Raw genomic sequence first — 19,849 nt, forward strand, 5'->3', positions numbered from 1 at the left:
TCCGATGCCTTGAGCCTCGCTCCGGGAGGGGGTCCGGGTCGTCGTACGGCCAGCGGCCGTGTGTGTACCTCCACGGAAGTACGCGCGCCCCGTCCGGCTGCTTCCCCGCACCCTCGACTCCTGTACCTACTAGTATGTACAGTGCCGTCATGAGCACTCCGGAGCGACTGATCGAGTCCACGCGCGACCTGCTGTGGGAGCGCGGTTACGTGGGGACCAGCCCTCGGGCGATCCAGGAGCACGCGGGCGCGGGGCAGGGCAGCATGTACCAGAACTTGATGTAATTAAGTTCCCAATTTTCCCCCGGTACTTGGCTCCGAAGAGTAGTCTCCTTTGGCATGACACGGCGTCTGATCCTGGACAGCTACGCCAGGGAAAGCCGACGCGGCGATAAACGCCGATTGTCCGTTACGGGACAACACGCGTCGAATGGGCAACGCATCACGGACCTTGGGGCCGATCTAGGTGAACGCCTGGACGACCAAGGTAAATCCGCTTGGAATCCCGACGTCAGGCGCGAGGACTGGAACCGCCTCATAGCACGGCTGACGTCTGGCGAGTCGGACGGCGTTGTGATCTTCGACCTTGAGCGGTTCATCCGCCAGGTTGCGGACGCTGTGCGCATCGTCGACCTGGCCAAGATGGGCTTCAAGATTTTTGACTCCGACATGGAGTTCGATCTCACGACGACCAGCGGCCGGGATGCCTTCTACAAACAGGCGATCGCAGCGGAGACCTACAGCTCTCGCCTGTCCGACAAGGTGTCCCGCGGTAACCGGACCCGAGCCGTCAACGGCGAAGGTAAGCGCGGGCGTTACCGCGCGTTCGGATTCGAGGACGACTCCACTACGGTGCGCGAGTCGGAACGTGAGCACATCCGCTACGTCGACCAGCTGATCCGTGTCGAGCGAAAGCGATGGGGCGATGCCGTCGAATATCTGACTCGGCACGGCGTGATGAGCACCGCGATTCAGCACACACCGGAGTGTGTCGAGCTGCGGGAACCGCTCACTCCATACCAGCTGCGGAAGTACTCCTGCACGTGCACCGGCCGGCCGTGGCAAGAACGCTCGCTTCAGCAAGCCATGCAGAACCCTCGCATGGCAGGGTACGCCCGGCTCGGCAAGGAACTTGTGGGCCGACTTCCGGGCGAACCGATTCTTGATCCGGCCGACTGGCAGGAGTTGTGCACCTTGATTGCCTCGCGCCGGGGCCGTCCCCCGGAACAGATCTTTCTCTGTACGGGCCAAGTCCCTATACGCTGCTGGAATTGCAGCTCAGTCCTTACTCAGCGCCAGAGTTCCCACGGCACGAAGTACCCGGGGACGAACGAGATCAAGCGCCACTATCTGTGCGACAAGACTGAGGGCGGCTGCGGAAAAACCATCGCAGACCGGAAGGTTCTCGACAGCACAGTACGGGACGCCGTCATCCGCGAACTGTCCAGCGTGGAATCCGCGATGGAGCTGAAGCGGCTTCGCGATCAGCGGAACGTCCTGCGGGAACCGCACGAGACCGAGATTCTGAGACTCGAAAAGATCCGAAGCCACTGGGACGCTCAGCTCAACTCGGGCGCCGACGGAATGACCATCGACCGGCACAGCACCCTGACCGCCGACCTGAACCAGCGGATCAAAGGTGAGCGGGCGAAGCTTGACCTGATCGGCGAGGCGCTCGGCACGGTACCCGACGCGGAATCCCGCGAAGTGGTGCGGGCGCGGTGGGAGGCTGCCGAGCCTGGCGAACGACGTGACATGTTCCGCCAGGCATTCGGCGATCGCCTCATCTACGTCATACCGGGTTCCTCACTCGACACCGATGTACTGGATCGCATGAAGCCGGCTCCTAGGCCGACTCCTGGTGAGGAGTAGTACCGATCGACTCGTATATCTCAACGAGTCTGCGCCTTCTTTCTAACGACATGGGCGGGAAGAGTGCGAGCATCCCGCTCAGTCTTTGCTCGTAGTCATCTTCGCCTTGCTGTTCATCTTGCTCTTGCACCGCTTCCCCTAACGGAGCTACGCATTGGGGGTGCGTCGTGAGTTATTACCGAGACGACAAGGTCTCTTTGCGCAAAGGAACGCGCGTCACCTGTACGCGCTCCCCCTCGTACCCTGGTATCCGATGAAAGATTGCCGGGGCTGAAACGAATCCGGCGCGCACTGACTGCCAACACCGTTTGTATGGGACGGGCGACCCGGGCAGCCGGCGCGCGCCGGTACGTTTCGTTCTCTCGCTTGTGCTACCTGACTTTTGATCTCGCGTAGTTTGACGCTTTCGCAGGCCCCCCCACACACCGGTCTTTACAGGGGGCGTAGGGCTCGGCGTCAGAGGTACCGACATGCCCTCCCGGAAACCGCCGCAGCGTTCTGGTCCGGGTCCTTAAGATCACTGCCTCAGCCCCCTCACGCCTCGCGGACACGGGAACAGTCGGCTTACCCGCCGCCAACCTGGGGGGCTTGCCCATCAAGTGGCGGTGAGGCGACTTAATACACACCCATGTCTGCGCTGTGTCAACATGTGCCGCGATGTCCAGCAGCAGATTTATCTGACGCAGCGTCATGAACATGGCCTCCCCGTACCCCTGATGCGCAGTGGCACTGACAGACCCTCAGCCGCTCACGCTGCGCAATCGCGTGCATATGACACTGTTGCGCGGCCGTACGAACCTGCCAACCGAGCCCGCATAGATATATGCAGCGTGCAGTTCACACGGGGTGTGAAGTACTAGGGCGCGTACGCCAGAAAGCCCGCCCCCTGCCTCGGCATCGCGAGGACAGAAGGCGGGCATGACCGAACCCCCGCCACGTTCACGCGGGGGTTCGGGGCCGGGTAGCGGTGGAGCCTGGGGTTCGCCGTCCCCCTGCCGCTACCCGGGTCAGGAGAAGGGCAGATCGTTGGCGTCGTACAGGACGCGGCCGTCGCTGCCCTCGGGGTGTTCGTCGAGCGGGAGGATCCCCCAGAGAAGGCGGCACGGCGGGCACGCGAAGACGGTGTGCCCGCCGGTCGACGCGACGTGCTCGATGCCGACCTTCACGGGCTTGTCCGTCGACCTGTTACACCATCGGCAGATCTCGCTCATCGCGCGCTCAGGTTTTCGTAGTGATCGCACAGCGCGTTCAGACAGCGCGAGAGGCGCATCGCGTGGGCGATGCCCGCGGGCAGCCCCGGCTTCGCCTGGAGATTCAGCTTCGCCCGCGCCTCGCCGACGCAGGCGAGAGCGCAGTACCGGGGGATATCGTCCTTCGGCTGACGCTCCGCAACGGTGAGCACCTCCGGGATGAGCAGCATCATGTGCCCGCGGATCCCGAGCGTCAGCGTCTCCAGTTCCTCGAAGGCGGGGAGTTCGGCATCCGCCGCGAGCAGCCGGCGCGCACTGGCGCGCATGGTCTCCATGTCGAGAGGTCGCTTGTCTGTCCGCTGCGTCATTGCTCTCGGTCCCCTCGAAGCGCCTCTGCCAGTCGTAGGGCCACATCGGCACGGACGCGCCCGAGTTCAACCAGCCTCAGATCCGGCGATGAGTGGTCGACCGAGAGGGACGGGAACACGATGCCCGCCTCGCTGAGCGCCTCACGCAGGGACTCCATTGCCGTGTACGGGTCGACGTCTTGCGTCTGGTTCTTGGCCATGCCCAGGACGGTAGAGACACGGTGTTGGGCACGGCGAGGGGTATTTCTCGTTTTTTCTTGCAGCCCCTCTTGCTTACCTGGAAATTTCTCGCGAAGGTGTCAGCAGCTTGTACCGCCGGGAGCACGGCTCGTTGATGCTTAACGGATCAGTCCCCCGACGAAGGGAAAGGTCATGGCGCGACGACTGCGCTTCAACGGCACAGGCTCCGGTGAGGGCAGCTGCCCGGCAGTTCACGAAGACCTGGAGACCGGCGACATCATCGTGCACGGCCCGCGGCTCACCGACCCCGAAGACCTCGCCCAGCTCCAGCACATCGACGACGACGAAGTGCCGATCGTCATCCCGCGGAACACGCTGATCGACTTCGGCCCGAAGGGTCGCGACATGGAACCGAGGCTGTTCACCCCCGAACAGTTCGCCCGGCTCTTCGAGAACTTCGAGCACAGCGCGTGGCACCTGGAAACCCGCGGCCGGTACGCGGTCGACGAAGCTACCGACACCTACGCACAGTTCGCGCGAGGCGAGGCGCCAGCCTGGGATCTCGACACCCCGTGGAGCCGGACCATCCGGGCGAAGGTCACCGACGGCGCGACGGTCGGACGGGTACGGATCGTCGACACACCGCCCACCGCGGGGCAGCTGTACCTGCTCGCGCACGCTCAGAAGAACGCCGCGCTCGGTGAGGACGTCCGCAGCATATGGCGGACGGACGCCCGGCAGGCGAACCTTCCCGACGAAGATTTCTGGATCTTCGACTCTCACATCGTCGCCATCTGCATCTTCGACAGCGACGACAACATGACGGGCGCCGAGCTGATCACTGAGCCCGCACTCGTCAACCAGTACAACCGGACCGCCGACATCGCGCGGCACTATGCCGTTCCGTACGAACAGTTCGCGGCTCTGGTAGCCGCCAGGGAGTAGAAGCAGGTGCGTACCGGTGAGCACGGACTACCAGCAAGCACGCGAGGCGCTCGGACTGCGCCTGCGGGAACTGCGGCTCACGGCCCCTGGTGGCCGGCTCACCGGCACGGCACTGGCGAACAAGCTCGGCTGGCCCAACTCTAAGATCTCAAAGCTGGAACTGGGCAGGCAGACCGCGACACCTGATGACCTGCGACAGTGGGCAGACGCGACGGGCCAGCCCAAGGCATACGAGGAACTCCGGACCAGGCTCGCCGGATTCGAGTCGCACATCCGCTCATGGCGGCGGCAACTCACCGACGGACACAAGCCGGTGCAGGACGCGCACAACGCCGCTCAGGCGAACGCGAAGGTACTGCGCGCATGGGAGTCGTCCTGGATCGTCGGCGTACTCCAGACCCCCGACTACGCGCGCTCGGTGCTCACCCGGTCCGCCGAACTGCACCGGTCGCCGCGCGACATCGAAGACGCCGTGCGGTCCCGCATGAAGCGGCAGGAGCTCCTCTACAGCGGCGGCAGGCAGTACCGCATCATCCTGTGGGAGGCGGTACTCCGCGCTCTGGTCTGCCCGCCATCAGTGCTCGCCGTCCAGCTCGACCGACTGACGGGAATCGTCGGGATGGACACGGTCGAGCTCGGCATCGTGCCGCTCACCGCCTCACTGAAGCAACCGCCCGGCGTCGGGTTCTGGATCTACGATGACGAGCTCGCCGTCACGGAAACCTGGCACGCTGAACTGTGGGTCGACGATCCGGGCAGCGTCGCCACATACGTACGTGCGTGGGAATCGCTCAGCGAATCCGCGGTCTACGGCGCCGACGCCCACAACACGATCAACGCCGCACGGCGGGCGCTGAGTTCGAGGTAGCGCTACTCTCCGGAACGGGAGAGAGGGGGACGTCATGGGCGACATCCCGAGGAGCCGCGACGCGAAGCATCCATTCCTGCGACAGCTGCTGACGCCGTTCTACCGGAGTCGCATGCGCAAGGCGCAGCGCCGCACGGTCACGACGACGGAGAACGTGGGCCGGCTGAAGAAGAACCTGTCCGCGCGGCAACTCGCCAAGCAATACCGCAAGAACGGCACGCTCAAGTAGCCGCCGGCCGCGGCGGCTTCTCCACGGACGTGGCGCCCGGCAGCCGCTCGGGACGGGTCGGCAGCGTGGCGCCGGGGACCCGCGCGAACCAAGCCCACAGGATCGCCGTCATCTCCGAGCGGTTCGAGCCGGCCTCCGCGGCGGCGGCATCGAACGCCGCCGTCAGGCCCTTGACCTTCGGGCGCACGGAAGCTACTTCGCCGTGTCCCGTCGCGGGCCGGCCACGCTTCTTCCCGCCGCTGTTTTCTGTCATACAAGAAATCATGGCGCCACGCCTTGACGGGCGCAACCCCTCGCGGGATTCTTGTAATACAGAAATGGACGACGCGAGGATCCGAAGATGATGTACGTCGTGAAGCTCGGCAGCAACCCCGATAACTGGACCTTCTTCAACACGTACGAGTCCGCGTTGAGTTGGCTCAGCACCTATCCCGGCTCCCGGACGCGCCCGGAACTCAACCTCACCAAGCCCTACGACTACCGCTGAGCCGCAACGCAAGAAAGCCCCCTCCACCGCAACGGCAGAGGGGGCTTCTCGCGTGGTGCTCACTTCAGGGCGACGACCCGGGGGTCGATCTTCGGGAGGGGGGAGACCTGGCCGCGGGTCAGGAACATGAGGCCCGCGACGACGACGCCGTTCACCGAGGCGACGATGCCGTCCGAGACGTGGAAGCCGAACGCGGCGACAGTCGACGCGACGACAGCAACCAGACCGGTGAAAGCAGCCGGCGCGATGGGGCGGGTGAGCGCGGCGGCTATCGCCGCGAAGACGGCGCTGACCGAGGCGACCAGCCAGCCGGCTTCCGTGCTGGAGAGTCCGATGTTGAAGGCCACGACCAGGGACAGAATCGCGCCGACCGAATTCACGATCAACGCAGGCTCTCTGCCGAAGAGCTTCATGTGCTTCCTCACTTCTTTCGCGGGATCTTGAGAACCTGACCAGGGAAGATCTGGTAAGGGGTCTTGAGGCTGTTGGCCTTCGCGATGTCGAGCCACGGAACATCGAGCAGAGCGCCGATGCTCGACAGCGTGTCGCCGGGCTTCACGGCGTAGGTCTGCGCCGGACGCAGCCGCTTACCGATCCGCGCGCGCATGCCGCCCATCGTGAAACCACGCGGGTCCGACTTGCCCGGCTGCCATTCGAGATGGCCGATGACGGAGCGCTCGCTCCATTCGTGATAGCGACAGATCGCCGCGCTCACCTTCTCGATGGCGAGCAGTTGCTTCTCTGGCCAGGGATCGCGGCCGTCGCCGAGGTTCTCGCACTCGAAGCCGTAGAAATGCCGGTTGCCGTCGGTGTTCGACTCGTTGTCGGGCGGCAGCGCCGTCTCGTTCTTCACCGCGGTCAACACGTCGTCGTCGCCGAGCCCTGCGTGATTGGCGCGACCGAAGCCGACCAAGTGCACGCGCCCGTCCTTCGTGATGACGCCGTGGCACAGCGGCCCCGGCAGTCCTTCATATCCGGTTCGGCAGATGCTCACCGTCTTTGCGCTGCCGGACGTCACCGTGTGATGGATCATCACGCCGTGCACCGGACCCCACGGGCCCTTGCTGTTCCGGTTGTGGGTGCGCCAGTTGCCTACCTCGACAACAACCAGACCCTCATCGCGCAGGATCTCCAGGAACTTGCCCGCACTCATCGGCGGTGCCATCGCTACTCCTTCGGGCTCTCGTTGAACGGCGACGTATCGTCGGTGAATTCACTGCAGTTCAGTGCGCGGTATCCGTCGTCGATGACCTCGAACGCCCGGTCGTACGCCCGCGGATCCTCGGCAGCCGCCCGCCCCTGCGGCGTTTTCGATCCCAGCAGCAGCGAATACAGGGGGCACCAGGCACGCCGTCGCGTATCGGTCTGGGCAACATCCATGCGTTGCGTCAGTTCGCCGATGCCGTCTGTATTGCTGTCGACGCGGTTCAGTCCGAATCCGAACGCGGCCGTCAGGGTGACGGAAAGAGTGAGGCTGACGACAAGGCCCCAGATCATTCGGCGATCCAGGCGGGCACGCTTGGTGAGCGTGACGAAGTGCTCGCCGCCTTCTTCTTTCAGCTCAGTGATTTCCTCAAGGAGTTCACGCGCAACTTCAATGAGTTGCGTCAGGCGGTCTCCGATGGGTTCCGGTTCCTTGCTCATCGTTCCCCACTTCCACCCGCAACGCCTGCGTTTCCGTCGTGAGATTCTCGGAGAACGACATAAGGCGTGCCGCCATTCTCATCAAGTCCTCACGCAGTTTCTCCGATTCGGCAAGCAGGCGGTCAATGCGGCTATCCCCTGCCATGGAATCAACTCCGTCGGGCCGCAGCCCTGGCATCCTCGATTGCGCGGGTCGCCTCAGAGATGGCACGCGCAGCGATAGTGATGGTGTTGACATACTCAACTCGCACCGTTTCGTTCAGCTTGCGCAGCTCTTCTTCGAGGCGGTCGCCCCGCTCGGTCTCCCGATCAATCGTGGCACCCAGCCGCACGTACAGAACGCGTACTGCGGCGAGAGCAAGCAGCGCCACCACTCCGACTGCGCCATACTGGACAAGAACCCCTGTAGCCGGGTCCATTGCTCCCCCGCTTAATCAATGAAGTATTCGATATCGTTGAACGACACCCACGACGGGTCACTTACCGTCGGATCGAAAGAGTGGTCGTGCGATCCGTGGGTGTGCACGCTTCCGTCCGGTGTCCGGGGCCCCGTCGATCCCCCGTGAAAGTGGGTCGACTCATTGGGGGTTTCTACGTTGGTCGTTCCCGTGTGGTTATGTGTCGGGTGGAAGTGATCCACATTGGGAACTGCGCCACCGTGTGAATGGCTGCTGAGTCCGGAATTTGTCGCCGTGATCCCATGCTCGTGGCTGCCGTGCGTGTGGGCAGAGACCTCGATGTCGTGACTGTGCTGCCCATGCGTGTGAGTGATCTCGTTCGGCGTAGTGCCGCCCGTGGTACCCGCGTCCGGGGACGTCGTGCCGCCGACCATCTCGACCGTGCCGTCAGTCCGGAAGTCGAGCTTCACGCTGTTGCTGCCGCCGGCCGCCGCACGGGCGACAACGACTGATACAAGACTCTGCGGCCGGAAGCCGGAAGCGAGTGGCGTACTCACAGCGACCGTTCCGCTCGACCGGGCTGCGGCGCCGCGCCACTGCATCTTGGGTGAGCCATTGTCCCACACCTTGCGGTAGCGGACGTTGCCGTTGCTGTTGCCGTTGTGCGACCAGCCGGCCCCAAGTGCGACGGTCGTCCAGGCGGTAGCGGAGTAGGCCGCGGCGACGCGACCCAGAGCGATCAGGTCCGTGCCCTGCTTGATGATGAGCGCGACGTCACCGACGGCCGGCACGTAGCTGTCGACGTAGCGGACCCCGTCGATGGTGGTCGTTGCGTCCCCGGAGATCTGCACGCTCAGCGTGGGCGGCGCCGACGTGTCGGCGATCCCGGTGACGTTGCCCTTGCGGATCGTCGCCGGATCGAAGTCCAGGACGGCTTGCTTGGCTATCTCCGTGGCGAGCTCGCGTATGGCGTCGAGCTGCGCGGCTTCCGCCGCCTGCTGTTCTGCCGCCTGGCCCTGCGCCGCGGCCTCTTCGGGTACGACCGGCGGCACCGGGGGCAGCGACTCCAGAGGATCCGATGGGGTACTCATTCGCCGCCCACCGTTCGCTTCTGACGGAGCGTCAGACTCTGTGTCCCCTTCGCGGACAGCGGGACGTTGAAGGCGTCGACCGCGTACAAGCCGCTGACGTGGCTGCGGGCGCGCACGACTTCAACGACGTGGCCGGCCTCGAAGGCGGGGTTGACAATGCTGGAGATGGAGAGCTGAGAGGAGAACCCGAGCAGGTTCTGAAGTAGCTGATCGGCGGTCGCCTGCGCCTCTTCCTGAGTCTTGATCAGTTGGTCCGTGATGAACTGCGGCACCTCGCCGTATGGTCCGAGGTGGTACGTCGCCGACGTCGGCTCTTCGTCCCACGCCACCGCGCGCACGGCGGGGAGCTCATCCCCCGGGGACTCCCCCGTCAGGACGATCCCGTTGTGCCCCGGCTCGTCCGTGAAGACCCTGCTCAGATCGAGCATCGTGCAGCGCTCGCCCTCGATGTATGTGAACTCCGGGGCGGGCAGCGCGTCGATGTCGACGGGAGGGGCGATGACCACCCATCCTTCGACGTCGAAATACACATCACAGCCGAGGGTCTGCGCGAGGACCGTGACGGCTTCCCACGGGTCATCGCCGACGTCGTACAGCCGGGGCGCCGTCGTCGTCCTGGTGGTGCTGATCGAGTCGTACGACAGGTCCGGGAACGTCCGCTCCAGGATCGCCTTGATGGCGTCGATGATGTTCGTTCCGGTGGCAATCACGTATGGCGAGGTGAACTTGTCGCGCGCCACCGTGCGGCTCAGGTCGTAAGCCTCAAGCTGGATGTCGGGACTCCCGCCCGTGGTGTCCTGAATGGTGACCTTGGACAGGCGGAACACCCCGAGCGGTACGACCTCGGTTTCACCCTCGGGGTGCTCGGGGGTGGGTGCGTAGCGAACGCCTCGGTACGGGCGCAGCTCCGTCCCGTACGGCGTCAGGAGCGAGTCCGTGCCGCTCGGGACCAGAACCCCCAAAGGATCTATGCACGTGGCCTTGCAGGTCCGCCGGATCGCCGCGGTGCGGTCAACGCCGACCTCGCCCCCTGTCGCGGGCAGGCGCCGCCGCTCCTGCGTCGGGGAGATCACGTCCACGTAGGAGTAGACCTCGTGGCTCCTGCTGATCTCCGCGAGCAGGCGGGCCGATGCACGCTGAACAGTCACCGGCCCCCGCCTTCTCGCATCAGGATTCGGGGGCAACCTCCACGAAGGTCACCCGTACGAATCGGATGGGGTCGACGAACCGCTGACCGGACACCTGCACTTCTGACTGGACGTCACCGATAGGGCGGACCCACCAGGCGTGATCGACGTTGGTCTGAAGGAAAAGCGTCCGGCCCGACTTGAGTAACCGCCGCAAGGGGGCGTATTCCTCACGCCTGACTATCAGCGTGAGTTCAATGGCGTCGCCCTTGTATCCCTCGGACAGGACGACCGGGCGGTCCTCCCCGAGCGGCTGGTACATGACGCTCGTACCAGTCGTTCCGACTTGCAGCGGTTCGGCTTTCACCCGCAGCGCCACATTGTTTTCCGGGGCGGTGATGTCCTTGAGCCACCAGTTCAGGGCCGTCAGTGACACTTCGTCACTCGGCGGCCCGAACCCGGAAACAAACTGATCTCCCGCCAGTCCGTAGGAAACCGTCCGTGCCCGGTAGCGCCGGTTCACCAGAGGGATCACCGTGTTGTCGGTGTAGGTGGCGACGCCCGAGACGGGGTCGTAGGTCGGCGGTTTGACGTCCAGGCCGGGAAGGGTCTGCCAGTCGCCGTAACCCGCGCCGTCATCATCGGCGTACTGAATTACCGGTGCGTGCCACACGGCGTGCGTGGCGCGGCCGGTTCCATTGCGCCATACCGGAGATGAGCCGAGCATGATTCCCACTCGGTCGAAATAGACCAGGTCGCTCACGGCCCGGTCGGTCACGCTGACTTCGCCCTTGATGCGTGTTGTGCCGTCAGGAATGCTGAACGTTCCAGCAGCCTTCTTCCAGACCGCCGTGCCGAAGGATGCACCCTGGATTACCTGCGAACTGATGAGTTGGTTCGCCCGGTAGAAGTACAGCGTCAGATACGGCGTACCGCTGGTTGACCCAAGGAATGAACTGGTGAACGTCACCTGATTCTTGGCGAGCGCCATGATGCGAGGATCGATGGACGAAATATCGATCGCGTCGGGCATCGTCGCGAGGGTCTTGCCCGATACCAGCGGCACGGCCGGCTTGACGAGACCGACCCAGGACGCAGCCGAATTCAGATCTGAGCCCGAGCCCGGCGTGAACGCTGCGGTGACGCTGGTCGCACCGATCGGTACCGGACCGTTCGAGTCGTACACCCCCGTCGTCAGCCACGGGTCAGAGCTGCCGACCGTGACGTCCGAGCGCTCAGTCTCGTTGGCGCCCGGCGCCGGCGCCGACGGCAGGGGCTTGATGATGCCGATCCAGGACGCGCCCGCGTAGTAGCTGCGGTTCAACGATCCGGTCCGGCTGTGGGAGCCCGTACCGACAGGGCCGTTCGAGTCGGCCATCATGAGCTCTGCCGCCCGGTACTGCCAGGCGTTGATCTGGTACTCGGCACCGTCGTTGGCGCGAACCGATACCTCTGACGTGCTGCCCCACAAGGTGTAGTAGTCGCTGGAAGAACCGAACGCGCTGATCCTCCAAGCCCGGCTGTCGGTGTTCGTCACCGTCGCCGTGGTGACCGTGTTCCCCGAACTGGACTGCGACGTGTTCTCAGCGATGAACTGGTTCGCCGCGGTGTCAGCATTCCGGTAGGCAGTGCACTGCGTGACGATCGGCTTGACGGTGGCGCTCAGTGTCCCCGTCCAGGACGACGGCTCAGAGCCGCCCGCCGTGCGCTTGAGGACGGCGAATCGCACGCTCGCCTGAAGGTCCGACTCCGCTATCTGACGGACCATTGTCCAGCCGGACGGGGCGGTGATGGTGGCGCCGACCGGATCACTGATCGCAATGGTCGCGATCATCAGATCACCCGACACCACACCTGACGGGCGGTTGATCGTGTACGACGTGGTGTTGCTGTACGCCGCCCATGCGGTGCCCTTGCCGACGTACGCGATGTCCGCGGAGCTCGTAGGCGGCGCGATGTTGGCGACCATCGAACCGCCCGTGACATTGTCGCTCACCGCGAAAGCGCTGAGCCGCCAGGCGTTGACGTCCGAGTTGTTGATCGTCGCAGAGGTCAGGTACAGCGGTGCGCCCGTCGCCCGGGTGAGCACGCCCTCCGCGATGAACTGATCCGCCGCGTCCGCCGCTCCGGAGTAGGCGACGACGACCGCGTACCGCCGGGTACTCGCGGTCCCGAGGGTGCCATCCGTCCAGGTGCTCGGCTCGCTGCCCCCCGCGGTGCGCTTCAGGACGAACAAGGCCGTGTCCGTCGTGCCGTCGTCCACCGACGCCGTGTTGACCGTGGTCCATCCCGCTGGGGGCGTGATCGTGCCGTGCTGGTTCGAGCTGACGAAGGCGACCATCAGATCCCCGGTCGTCACACCGGCCGGCTTGTTCAGCGTGAAGTCCGTGCCGGATGTCGGGGACGTGAAGGCGGTACCGGTCGCGCGGAACGCCAGCGACGGCGTGATGCCGGTGTACGTCAGGCGCTTCGTCTGCGATCCGTGAGAGCCCGTACCCGTCACCGACACGCGACTGATCGACGACCCCGTGCCAGCGACCCAGTTGTCCCCCACCGGGTCATCGCCCGTGGCAGAGAAGGCGCTCAGGATGTTGCGCGACGTGTGCCCGCCGTCGGACCACGGCGCCGCGGCGCCGTACATCAGCCCGACGTGATCGACGTTGTGCACCTCCGCGTTGGCAGGGCTCACCACCTCGACTTCCACGACTGCGTACGCGGCCGTGGCCGGCGATGGTCCCGTGGCGACCACCTCGGTCCAGGTCGCCGCGGAGTCCGTGCCGCTGTTCGTGACGGTGCCCGCGATCAGAGTGAACGTCTCGTCGTAGAACTTGACCCTGACGTTGCAGGTCCGTGCGGTCACCGCGGCGCGGAGTTGCGCCCGGACCGTGACAGGAGCGTCGGGTGCGACCTCGACGAAGGGGCCGTGCACAGCCATCGTCGCCGCGCTGGACGCGGTCATCTTCAGCGACGCGACACCCGCGAAGTACACGCCCGTGTCCTGCGCCGCGGTGCAATTCGTGGTCGTGTACTCGGGAGCGTCCGTCAGCGTCTCGAAGTCGGCGCTCTGGACGGACAGCAGGTTCGAGCTGTCCCGCAGGGTGAGCGCGACCGCGGACGCGTAGCTGTCCGGAACCACGGAGACAACGCCGATACCCGGGGTGCCGGACACCGTGTTGTCGTCGCCGGGGACGCCGGGGCTCGGACCCTGTACGCCGAAGCTGCGCCCGACCCAGACGGACTTGGCGCCGAAGCTGGAGTACACCCGCACGTACACGGAGTAGGTGTCGGGGTTCAGGCTGGTCGGCAGCGTCTGCGACGTGATGTCGCCGTCGACTGTCGCGGCGTACACGGGCGGCGTGGTGTTGGGGTCGAAAGTGCTCTCTGCAACCTGAATGCCGGTGAAGATCCTGTATTCGGCCTTCGCCTGCGGGTCACCGTCCGCCTGCGCGTACGTCCAGCTGATGACCGGAGACGGCGTGAGGACTGTCCCGGTCGGCGCTTCCACTGTGACCGTGGGACGGACCCGGTAGTTGATCTGCACCCACAGCTTGTAGACGCGAATGCAATCGAAAACGCTGCTGTAACTGAAGCACTGGCACAGCAGTTTGTTTATGCGATGGATGTCCCAGAGAAGCCCTAGGGGGTCCCTCTGGTAGGTGCCGATTTCGTAGGTGGTCGGCGTCGTCGTCGGGTAAATGGTTCGGCTGGTGAAGCGGCTCGTGTCGTCCAGGCAGCAGACGTTCACCGTGATGGAGCGCGAGCCTGATCCCACCTTCGCGACGCGAATGAAGATGGTCACCGACGTAACTACGGCGCCTTCGGGAACCGTGTTGATGTCGACGGGAAACCTGACGCAAGCCCTCCCCTTGTGGGGAGGGTTGCGGCAGTACTTGCTGTCGTCGTCGTTGTTCCAGGCCTGGAACAACTTCAAGACTCCGGACCCCACCAGTGTCCAGCCTTCATTTCTGAAATCATCAATGCACAGGTGGGACAGTCCGGTCATTAGTCGCGCCTCCCGACTCCCTGCTTGATGGCCATCGTCAGCTTCGGAATCAATTCCCGTTGCAGCTTGTCGACGGTGCCCGGTGTTGCATTGCCGTGAATGGTGACGGGCACGGTGACCTCAACGCTCGTCGCGCCGCCGCCGCCCACGAGATCACCCAGCGGTTTGATTTCCTCGCCGCCGCGCATCCGCATGACCTCGGGTCCGCCGCCATCGCCGACTACACCCCAACCAGGGAACGCCGAATAGGTTCCCTCGGCATACCAGTTGTTCGCCTTCTGGAAAGCGTTCGCCTTGTTCGGCGATCCGTAGCGCGACCGGATGTACCCGAGGCCCCATTCAATTTGCGTTGCGGCGTTGGTCTTCCAGTCGCTACCCGCACTCGCCATCTTGTTGGCGGGCAGGGCTTGCGGAATTCCGTACGCACCGCTGCTCGGATTGGTAGCCCGGTAGTTCCATCCGGACTCTCGCTGCCACAGGGCTTGAAGTCCCGACCACTGGTCGGTGCCCCATCCGTAGGTCTTCAGCATTGCCTTGGCCGTAGCCTGTGCATTACCCGAGGTGGCGCCGCCCGCGTTCTTCGACGGAAGGAATCCATACCAATCGGTGAACATGCCGTTGTTGTAGCCGCGCGCACTCGCGCCGACGCGAACACCGACACCACCTGCGGATTCCACATTGACGCCGTTCAGCGTTCCGGCTGTATGGCCGACGCCGGAATTTGTGATGCCGACCATGAAGGGTGCCTTCTCGCTGCGCTTCCAGCCGGACGGCGCGGTGCCGCCGCTGAACGCACCCGTAGCCCAGAGACGCCGGTTCGGCTTGTCGCCCATGATCACGTTCTGGATCGCGGACATGAGACCCGAGCAGTCGTATCCGGCAGGGCCAACGCCGCCCCACTGGTACGGCTTGCCGACCTGGGACCGGACCCACGCCAGCGCGGATTCCACACTGCCGCCGGCCACCGTCGGGGCGATGTCATGATCCTTGACCCAGGACTTCACCGTGTCAGCGATCTTGCTGACCATGCCGACCCCGAGCTGTTCCATCGCGCTGTCACTGCCGGGAACGGCCGCTCGCACCGCGGATTTGCCGAGCTTGGCGACGCCGTCCACGGCCGCACCGAACGGGCCGCTGATGGCGCCCAGGGCGAGATCCTTGAGCTTGCCGAATGCGTCCTTCACGATGCCGTCGGGGACCAGGTCGGGGCCGACGGAAGGACCGAGGCCCGTACCGAAGAGCCCGCCCCCGTCCTCGAAGGCGCCGCCCGGCTGGCCGGCGAGGCGGACCGGTGCGCCGCCCATGGCCTGGCTGCGCAGGGCCGCAACCGCACGGTGCCCGCCGGCGCCCTTCACTTCGTCCTTGGTCCACACGTGCTCGTTGGGGTGCAGCAGTGCGGGGAACCCGCTGGACGAACCGCGACCCGTCGGGCCGCCCTTGGCGAATGCAGGGAGCGTGAAGTTCGACAGCTTGTCCGCGCCGAACACTCCAGCAACGGCATTCCAGAGTTTGACAATTCCGCCGTTATAGACGACGGAGACAACCGCTTGAATAGGATCACGAACCAGCTTTCGAATAGTAGCCCAGGCCTTTCCCAGCGCCTTGGCTCCCGCTTCGAATGCGTTCGGTATCGTCTTCGTGAACAGGTTGTTGACAGGGTTCCAGAAGGTTTCACGGAGCCAGGACGAGCCTGCGGAGAACGCTCCGCGTATCGACGTCCAGAAAGAAGTGGCTGCCGAGATGATGGCGTTGGTCGCCGTCTGGAAAAGACTGCGGACCGTGGACCACGTGGTATTCCAGATCGATTGGATCGCCGTAAGAAAGGCGCTAACACCGGCGCGTATCAGATTCCACGCCGCCTGAGCTACCCCCGCAACTGCGTTGATCAGCGTCTGGAAATAGTTGCGGATGGCATTCCATGCGGTGATCCAGAGATTCTTGACCGACGCAAGGAACGTGTCGAAGGTATTCCTGAAAGCATTCCAGGCGGCTAGGGCTACGGACTGCACCAGATTCCAGAAGGAACGCCAGGCCGCGGACAGTACGCCAACGAACGCGTCGAACACCGATACAACCGTGTTGAGAAATCCCTGCCACGCCGTGCGTATGACTTTCCAAATGGCATCGACAGCGTCACTGACCGCCGTCCAGGCCTTATCCCAATGCCCGGTGAATACCGCCGTGAAGATAAGGAAGATTGCTGTGATGACTTTCCACAGGGCTTCCCAGGCAGCCTTGATGACATTCCAGACACCGGTGGCGAAGGTCGCTATCACATCCCAGGCACCGGAGAAAATTGCCCCGAAGGTGGAGACCCAGGCATCCCAGACGCCGGTCACCACGGTCCAGACAACCGACCAGGCGCCCGTGAGGATCGACCACGCAACCTTCGCGCTTCCCGTCAAGAGCGCCCAACCGATATCCCAGGCACCGGACAGAGCGGCCCACGCAGTCTTGAAGACTCCGGACAGTACCGCCCAGACGAATTCCCAGCCGGCTGTCAGCAGATCCCACGCGGCCTTCGCCGTATTCGAAGCCCCCTGCCACGCCGCCTTGAAGGTGGGGCCAAACATCCCCCAGAACGCTTCCCATATTGCGGTAGCCGAGCCCCACAGGATTTCCCAGTTGAAGCGGAGGAAGTTCCAAATGTTTTCGGCAGCAAGCTTGAGCTCGGGCCACACCTTGTGCCAGGACTCGACGATGGGGTCAATGAACCCGCGCCAAGCGGTAAGCAGACCACCCCATACTGAATTCCACTTGTCGGATATCCAGCCACTGAACGCGGACCATCCCACCTTCAGTGCGTCCCATACGACAAAGGCGGCGGTCTTGATGCCGTCCCAAATCTGCCGCCAGTGGGTACCCAGAAAGACGAGCAGACCGATAGGCCCGAGCAGGAGAAGAACGAACTGTCCCCACCCGTGAGTGAGGAAATCCCAGACCGTAAGGGCCGTGTCTTTGATCCAGTTCCAGGTGGCATCCCAGACCTTCACGAAGAAGGCCGACACCTGATCCCAGTACTTGATCAGGAAATAGATACCAACACCTAGCGCGATAAGCGCAAGCACCACGGCGCCGACCGTCAGCGCCGCGCCTGCAATCATCAGGAAGAAGGGAGACGCCGCGATAGACATAGCAGCCGTCACCACGGCGGCAATGCCCATCACGACGTTGTAAACTATCAACGCCGCGTTCCAGGCGAGCCACGCCCTGACCAGATTCGCCAGCAGCTCAGGGGGAAGCAGGGCGAGGGTCTCAAGAATGACCGTGAAAACAGTGAGTGACGAACCACTGAGATCCGCCGCCGCCTTGGCGATATTCTTCAATGCCTCAATGAGGGCATAAAGAAATTCCTTGACGCTCGGAGCGGCTTCCGTCACCTTGGCCATAAACCTCTGGAAACCGCCGCCGTCGGCCCACTCTTTGAGGTGCCTCGCTCCCGCCGCCAGGAAGAAGACCATCTTGTTTCCGTAGGGAAGGAAAGCCCTCATGCCCTTCCCAAAGACCCCGAGCATGCTTCGGCCCATGTCAATGAAGTTCGCTAGGGCTGGCACGCCCGACACGATGAGAACGTTGATGAACCGCTTCAGGCCGTTGCCGTCCATCCATGCCGCAAAGCTCTTGGCCAGACCGTTGACGACCGGGCTGACTTCCTTGATGACCGGCACGAACTTGCCGAGATTCCGGGAAACCGCGTCCATCGCAATGGATGTCGGCGTCAGAGTGTCCTTCTCGGTGGCATCCAGAAACTTGGACCAAGCCCCAGCCATGGTGTCGACCGAATCCGAGTAGCGTCGCTGCGCCGGGTTGAGGTCGTTCAGTGTCGCGGTCAGAGTCTCCTCTGCCTCGCGAACCTTTTTCACCTGCTCGGTATAGGCCTTCGTGCCAGGCTGGATCGTGGCAAGAATGTCCTCTTGCTTTTGGAGAGCATTCTTCGCACCCTCCGTGGCCTTCGTCGTTCTCGTAATGGCGCCAGCCAGCGCGCCTCCGAAGATTCCGGCGGCGAGACCGGCCGCAGCAGCCGAAGCGATCAAGCCCCCTGCTACTCCCGCCGAAACAGTGGCGATAGGGATTAGCGCAGGACCAAGCAGCAGAGCCGCATTCGTCACTGACGTCAACAGCCCGCCGATATTCGATGCAGCCTTGCTCATACCGACAAGGCCATCGTCCAGGCCTTGAATATCGCGGCGCGCCTCGCGCATTCCACGCCCGCTGTAGGTAGACGTGATGGCAAACGACAGAGAAGTGATCGTTGCCATCACGCGCCCCCTATTTAGTTTTCGCTCTCCGCCTCTTCATTGGCAGAGCGCTTATGCACTTCGTGCGGGCGCGGATAGTGCTTCGGCTCAGGGGCCGGGTTCTTCCGGTGCTTCTTGTCCGTGAAGTGGGCGGCGCCCGTCATGCGGTTGAGCGCCTGCCCCTGCTCGTGCAGGCTCGCGAACACTTCGTCACGCCACTGGTTGCCGACGGGGCCGGCGAAGCGCTCGTATGCCGCCCACTCAGCCAGCTCGTGGGAGTCGATCCGGGCAAGCAGCTCGCGGACCGTCATCCCCAGGGCGAGGGCTAGTCGGAAGTAGAAGGCTCTTCCGGGGCGTCGTCGAAATCCTCCGTGAGCTCCTCCACGTCCTTCTCAGTGAAGCCGTTCATCTCCTGGCACTTGTTGAACAGGCGCGCCAGAGCGGCGCTGGACTTCGTGCCGAGAGCTTTGATGTCTGCGGAGTTGAAGATCCGCTGCCCCTGCTCGTCCACCGCGCAAAGAGTGATCATCCGGGCACGGAAGTTGTCGAGGTTCTGCTTGCGCTTACCGTTCTGCCCCTCCGCCATGAACTGCTCGAACCTGTCGCGCTCGGTTCCCGTGAGAGTGCGAAGGCGCACTTCGTACTCATCGGGGTTCTTCGCGCCGGCGGGCGCCCACTCGGGAACAGGGACGTCCTCGGTTGCGAGGTCGTCAGCCGCAAGGATCGCTTCGCGGGAAAGCAGCATCACAGATACCTTTCGATCACGGGTAATTGAAACTCGGGGTAGACACCCCAGGGAATTGGGGTACGATCCCGTTTATGGCTCAGAAAATTGTGACGATCTATACGGATGACCTGACGGACAAGGAGTCCGAAGAGGTCCAGACGCGGTCATTCACGCTCGAAGGCGTGAGCTACGAAATCGATCTCGCCCCGGAAAGCTACGATCAGCTTTTGGAAGCGCTCGGCCCGTTCATCGAGAAGGGCCGGAAGACTGGGCGGGTGAAGGGTGCGTCCAAGGCGCGCAAGGCGGACGGCCCCAGCGCCGAAGGCATGCGGGCATGGGCCGCTGAGAACGGCTTCGAGGTCAGCGCGCGCGGCCGTGTACCCGCCTCGATCCGCGAAGCCTACGAAGCCGCCCACTGACCAACGAGAAAGCCCCCGGCAGGAACGCCGGGGGCTTCGCTATGCGCGGACTGACCGGAGTACC

20 protein-coding genes and 2 pseudogenes are annotated in these 19,849 nt (G+C 64.0%); 7 read left to right on the forward strand and 15 right to left on the reverse strand.

Annotated features, from left to right (window positions below; translation table 11 throughout):
* Window positions 1-134 precede the first annotated feature (134 nt).
* Both ACIP79_RS00295 and ACIP79_RS00300 read left to right on the forward strand, forming a co-directional pair.
* Window positions 135-275, forward strand: a pseudogene (locus ACIP79_RS00295) (TetR/AcrR family transcriptional regulator); the annotation flags it as partial.
* Window positions 276-338: 63 nt separating this feature from the next.
* The gene (locus ACIP79_RS00300; RefSeq protein WP_401217137.1) at window positions 339-1,871 is read left to right on the forward strand and encodes a recombinase family protein; all 1,533 of its coding nucleotides are present in this window, start codon (window positions 339-341) and stop codon (window positions 1,869-1,871) included.
* Window positions 1,872-2,878: 1,007 nt separating this feature from the next.
* Here ACIP79_RS00300 and ACIP79_RS00305 read toward each other — a convergent pair.
* From ACIP79_RS00305 to ACIP79_RS00315, 3 genes are read right to left on the reverse strand one after another with little or no spacing between them, the layout of a single operon-like run.
* Window positions 2,879-3,037 carry a hypothetical protein gene (locus ACIP79_RS00305; protein ID WP_401217140.1) on the reverse strand — a complete coding sequence of 53 codons (159 nt, stop codon included), beginning with the start codon at window positions 3,035-3,037 and terminating at the stop codon, window positions 2,879-2,881.
* Window positions 3,038-3,078: 41 nt separating this feature from the next.
* Window positions 3,079-3,429 carry a DUF6415 family natural product biosynthesis protein gene (locus ACIP79_RS00310; RefSeq protein WP_401217142.1) on the reverse strand — a complete coding sequence of 117 codons (351 nt, stop codon included), beginning with the start codon at window positions 3,427-3,429 and terminating at the stop codon, window positions 3,079-3,081.
* Window positions 3,426-3,629, reverse strand: coding sequence for a hypothetical protein (locus ACIP79_RS00315; RefSeq protein WP_401217145.1), 204 nt, complete (start codon window positions 3,627-3,629; stop codon window positions 3,426-3,428). The genes ACIP79_RS00310 and ACIP79_RS00315 overlap by 4 nt, the downstream gene beginning before the upstream one ends.
* Before the next feature lie 172 nt (window positions 3,630-3,801).
* On the opposite strand from ACIP79_RS00315, the gene ACIP79_RS00320 reads away from it, so the two are divergent.
* The 3 genes from ACIP79_RS00320 to ACIP79_RS00330 are packed head-to-tail and all read left to right on the forward strand — an operon-like array spanning window position 3,802 to window position 5,651.
* Window positions 3,802-4,554 carry a DUF6879 family protein gene (locus tag ACIP79_RS00320; protein WP_401217148.1) on the forward strand — a complete coding sequence of 251 codons (753 nt, stop codon included), beginning with the start codon at window positions 3,802-3,804 and terminating at the stop codon, window positions 4,552-4,554.
* 16 nt (window positions 4,555-4,570) lie between these two features.
* Window positions 4,571-5,422, forward strand: a complete 852-nt coding sequence (locus ACIP79_RS00325; RefSeq protein WP_401217151.1) for a helix-turn-helix domain-containing protein — start codon at window positions 4,571-4,573, stop codon at window positions 5,420-5,422.
* 34 nt (window positions 5,423-5,456) lie between these two features.
* Entirely contained in the window at window positions 5,457-5,651 is a 195-nt protein-coding gene (locus ACIP79_RS00330) for a hypothetical protein (RefSeq protein WP_401217154.1), read from the forward strand.
* Here the strand turns inward: ACIP79_RS00330 and ACIP79_RS00335 are convergent.
* Window positions 5,644-5,904: a hypothetical protein gene (locus ACIP79_RS00335; protein ID WP_401217157.1), complete on the reverse strand. Its 261-nt coding sequence runs from the start codon at window positions 5,902-5,904 to the stop codon at window positions 5,644-5,646. The genes ACIP79_RS00330 and ACIP79_RS00335 overlap by 8 nt on opposite strands.
* A gap of 87 nt (window positions 5,905-5,991) precedes the next feature.
* Between ACIP79_RS00335 and ACIP79_RS00340 the strand changes: the two genes are divergently transcribed.
* A complete protein-coding gene (locus tag ACIP79_RS00340) occupies window positions 5,992-6,138 on the forward strand; it encodes a hypothetical protein (protein ID WP_401217160.1) in 147 nt (48 codons plus the stop codon).
* 59 nt (window positions 6,139-6,197) lie between these two features.
* Here ACIP79_RS00340 and ACIP79_RS00345 read toward each other — a convergent pair whose 3' ends face one another.
* From ACIP79_RS00345 to ACIP79_RS00395, 11 genes and pseudogenes are all read right to left on the reverse strand, one after another.
* Window positions 6,198-6,551, reverse strand: a complete 354-nt coding sequence (locus ACIP79_RS00345; RefSeq protein ID WP_401217163.1) for a hypothetical protein — start codon at window positions 6,549-6,551, stop codon at window positions 6,198-6,200.
* 8 nt (window positions 6,552-6,559) lie between these two features.
* Window positions 6,560-6,697 (reverse strand): LysM peptidoglycan-binding domain-containing protein, encoded by a 138-nt coding sequence (locus ACIP79_RS00350; RefSeq protein WP_401219150.1) that lies wholly within the window; start codon window positions 6,695-6,697, stop codon window positions 6,560-6,562.
* Window positions 6,698-6,715: 18 nt separating this feature from the next.
* Window positions 6,716-7,303: pseudogene (locus tag ACIP79_RS00355) on the reverse strand (N-acetylmuramoyl-L-alanine amidase); the annotation flags it as partial.
* Between the two features lie 2 nt (window positions 7,304-7,305).
* On the reverse strand, window positions 7,306-7,782 hold the full coding sequence (locus ACIP79_RS00360) for a hypothetical protein (RefSeq protein WP_401217166.1): 477 nt from the start codon (window positions 7,780-7,782) through the stop codon (window positions 7,306-7,308).
* A gap of 149 nt (window positions 7,783-7,931) precedes the next feature.
* Window positions 7,932-8,153: a hypothetical protein gene (locus ACIP79_RS00365; RefSeq protein WP_401217168.1), complete on the reverse strand. Its 222-nt coding sequence runs from the start codon at window positions 8,151-8,153 to the stop codon at window positions 7,932-7,934.
* 59 nt (window positions 8,154-8,212) lie between these two features.
* Window positions 8,213-9,271 (reverse strand): hypothetical protein, encoded by a 1,059-nt coding sequence (locus ACIP79_RS00370; RefSeq protein ID WP_401217171.1) that lies wholly within the window; start codon window positions 9,269-9,271, stop codon window positions 8,213-8,215.
* Window positions 9,268-10,419 carry a DUF5047 domain-containing protein gene (locus tag ACIP79_RS00375; protein ID WP_401217173.1) on the reverse strand — a complete coding sequence of 384 codons (1,152 nt, stop codon included), beginning with the start codon at window positions 10,417-10,419 and terminating at the stop codon, window positions 9,268-9,270. Before ACIP79_RS00375 ends, ACIP79_RS00370 begins: the two co-directional genes overlap by 4 nt.
* 19 nt (window positions 10,420-10,438) lie before the next feature.
* Window positions 10,439-14,401 carry a hypothetical protein gene (locus tag ACIP79_RS00380; protein ID WP_401217176.1) on the reverse strand — a complete coding sequence of 1,321 codons (3,963 nt, stop codon included), beginning with the start codon at window positions 14,399-14,401 and terminating at the stop codon, window positions 10,439-10,441.
* Entirely contained in the window at window positions 14,401-18,660 is a 4,260-nt protein-coding gene (locus ACIP79_RS00385) for a hypothetical protein (RefSeq protein ID WP_401217179.1), read from the reverse strand. The genes ACIP79_RS00380 and ACIP79_RS00385 overlap by 1 nt, the downstream gene beginning before the upstream one ends.
* Before the next feature lie 14 nt (window positions 18,661-18,674).
* Window positions 18,675-18,950, reverse strand: a complete 276-nt coding sequence (locus tag ACIP79_RS00390) for a hypothetical protein (protein ID WP_401217182.1) — start codon at window positions 18,948-18,950, stop codon at window positions 18,675-18,677.
* A gap of 14 nt (window positions 18,951-18,964) precedes the next feature.
* Window positions 18,965-19,384 (reverse strand): hypothetical protein, encoded by a 420-nt coding sequence (locus ACIP79_RS00395; protein WP_401217184.1) that lies wholly within the window; start codon window positions 19,382-19,384, stop codon window positions 18,965-18,967.
* 74 nt (window positions 19,385-19,458) lie between these two features.
* Here ACIP79_RS00395 and ACIP79_RS00400 point away from each other — a divergent pair, with 74 nt between their 5' ends.
* A complete protein-coding gene (locus tag ACIP79_RS00400; RefSeq protein WP_401217187.1) occupies window positions 19,459-19,785 on the forward strand; it encodes an Lsr2 family protein in 327 nt (108 codons plus the stop codon).
* Window positions 19,786-19,849 lie beyond the last annotated feature (64 nt).

Source organism: Streptomyces sp. NPDC088747 (assembly GCF_044751025.1).
GTDB lineage: Bacteria > Actinomycetota > Actinomycetes > Streptomycetales > Streptomycetaceae > Streptomyces.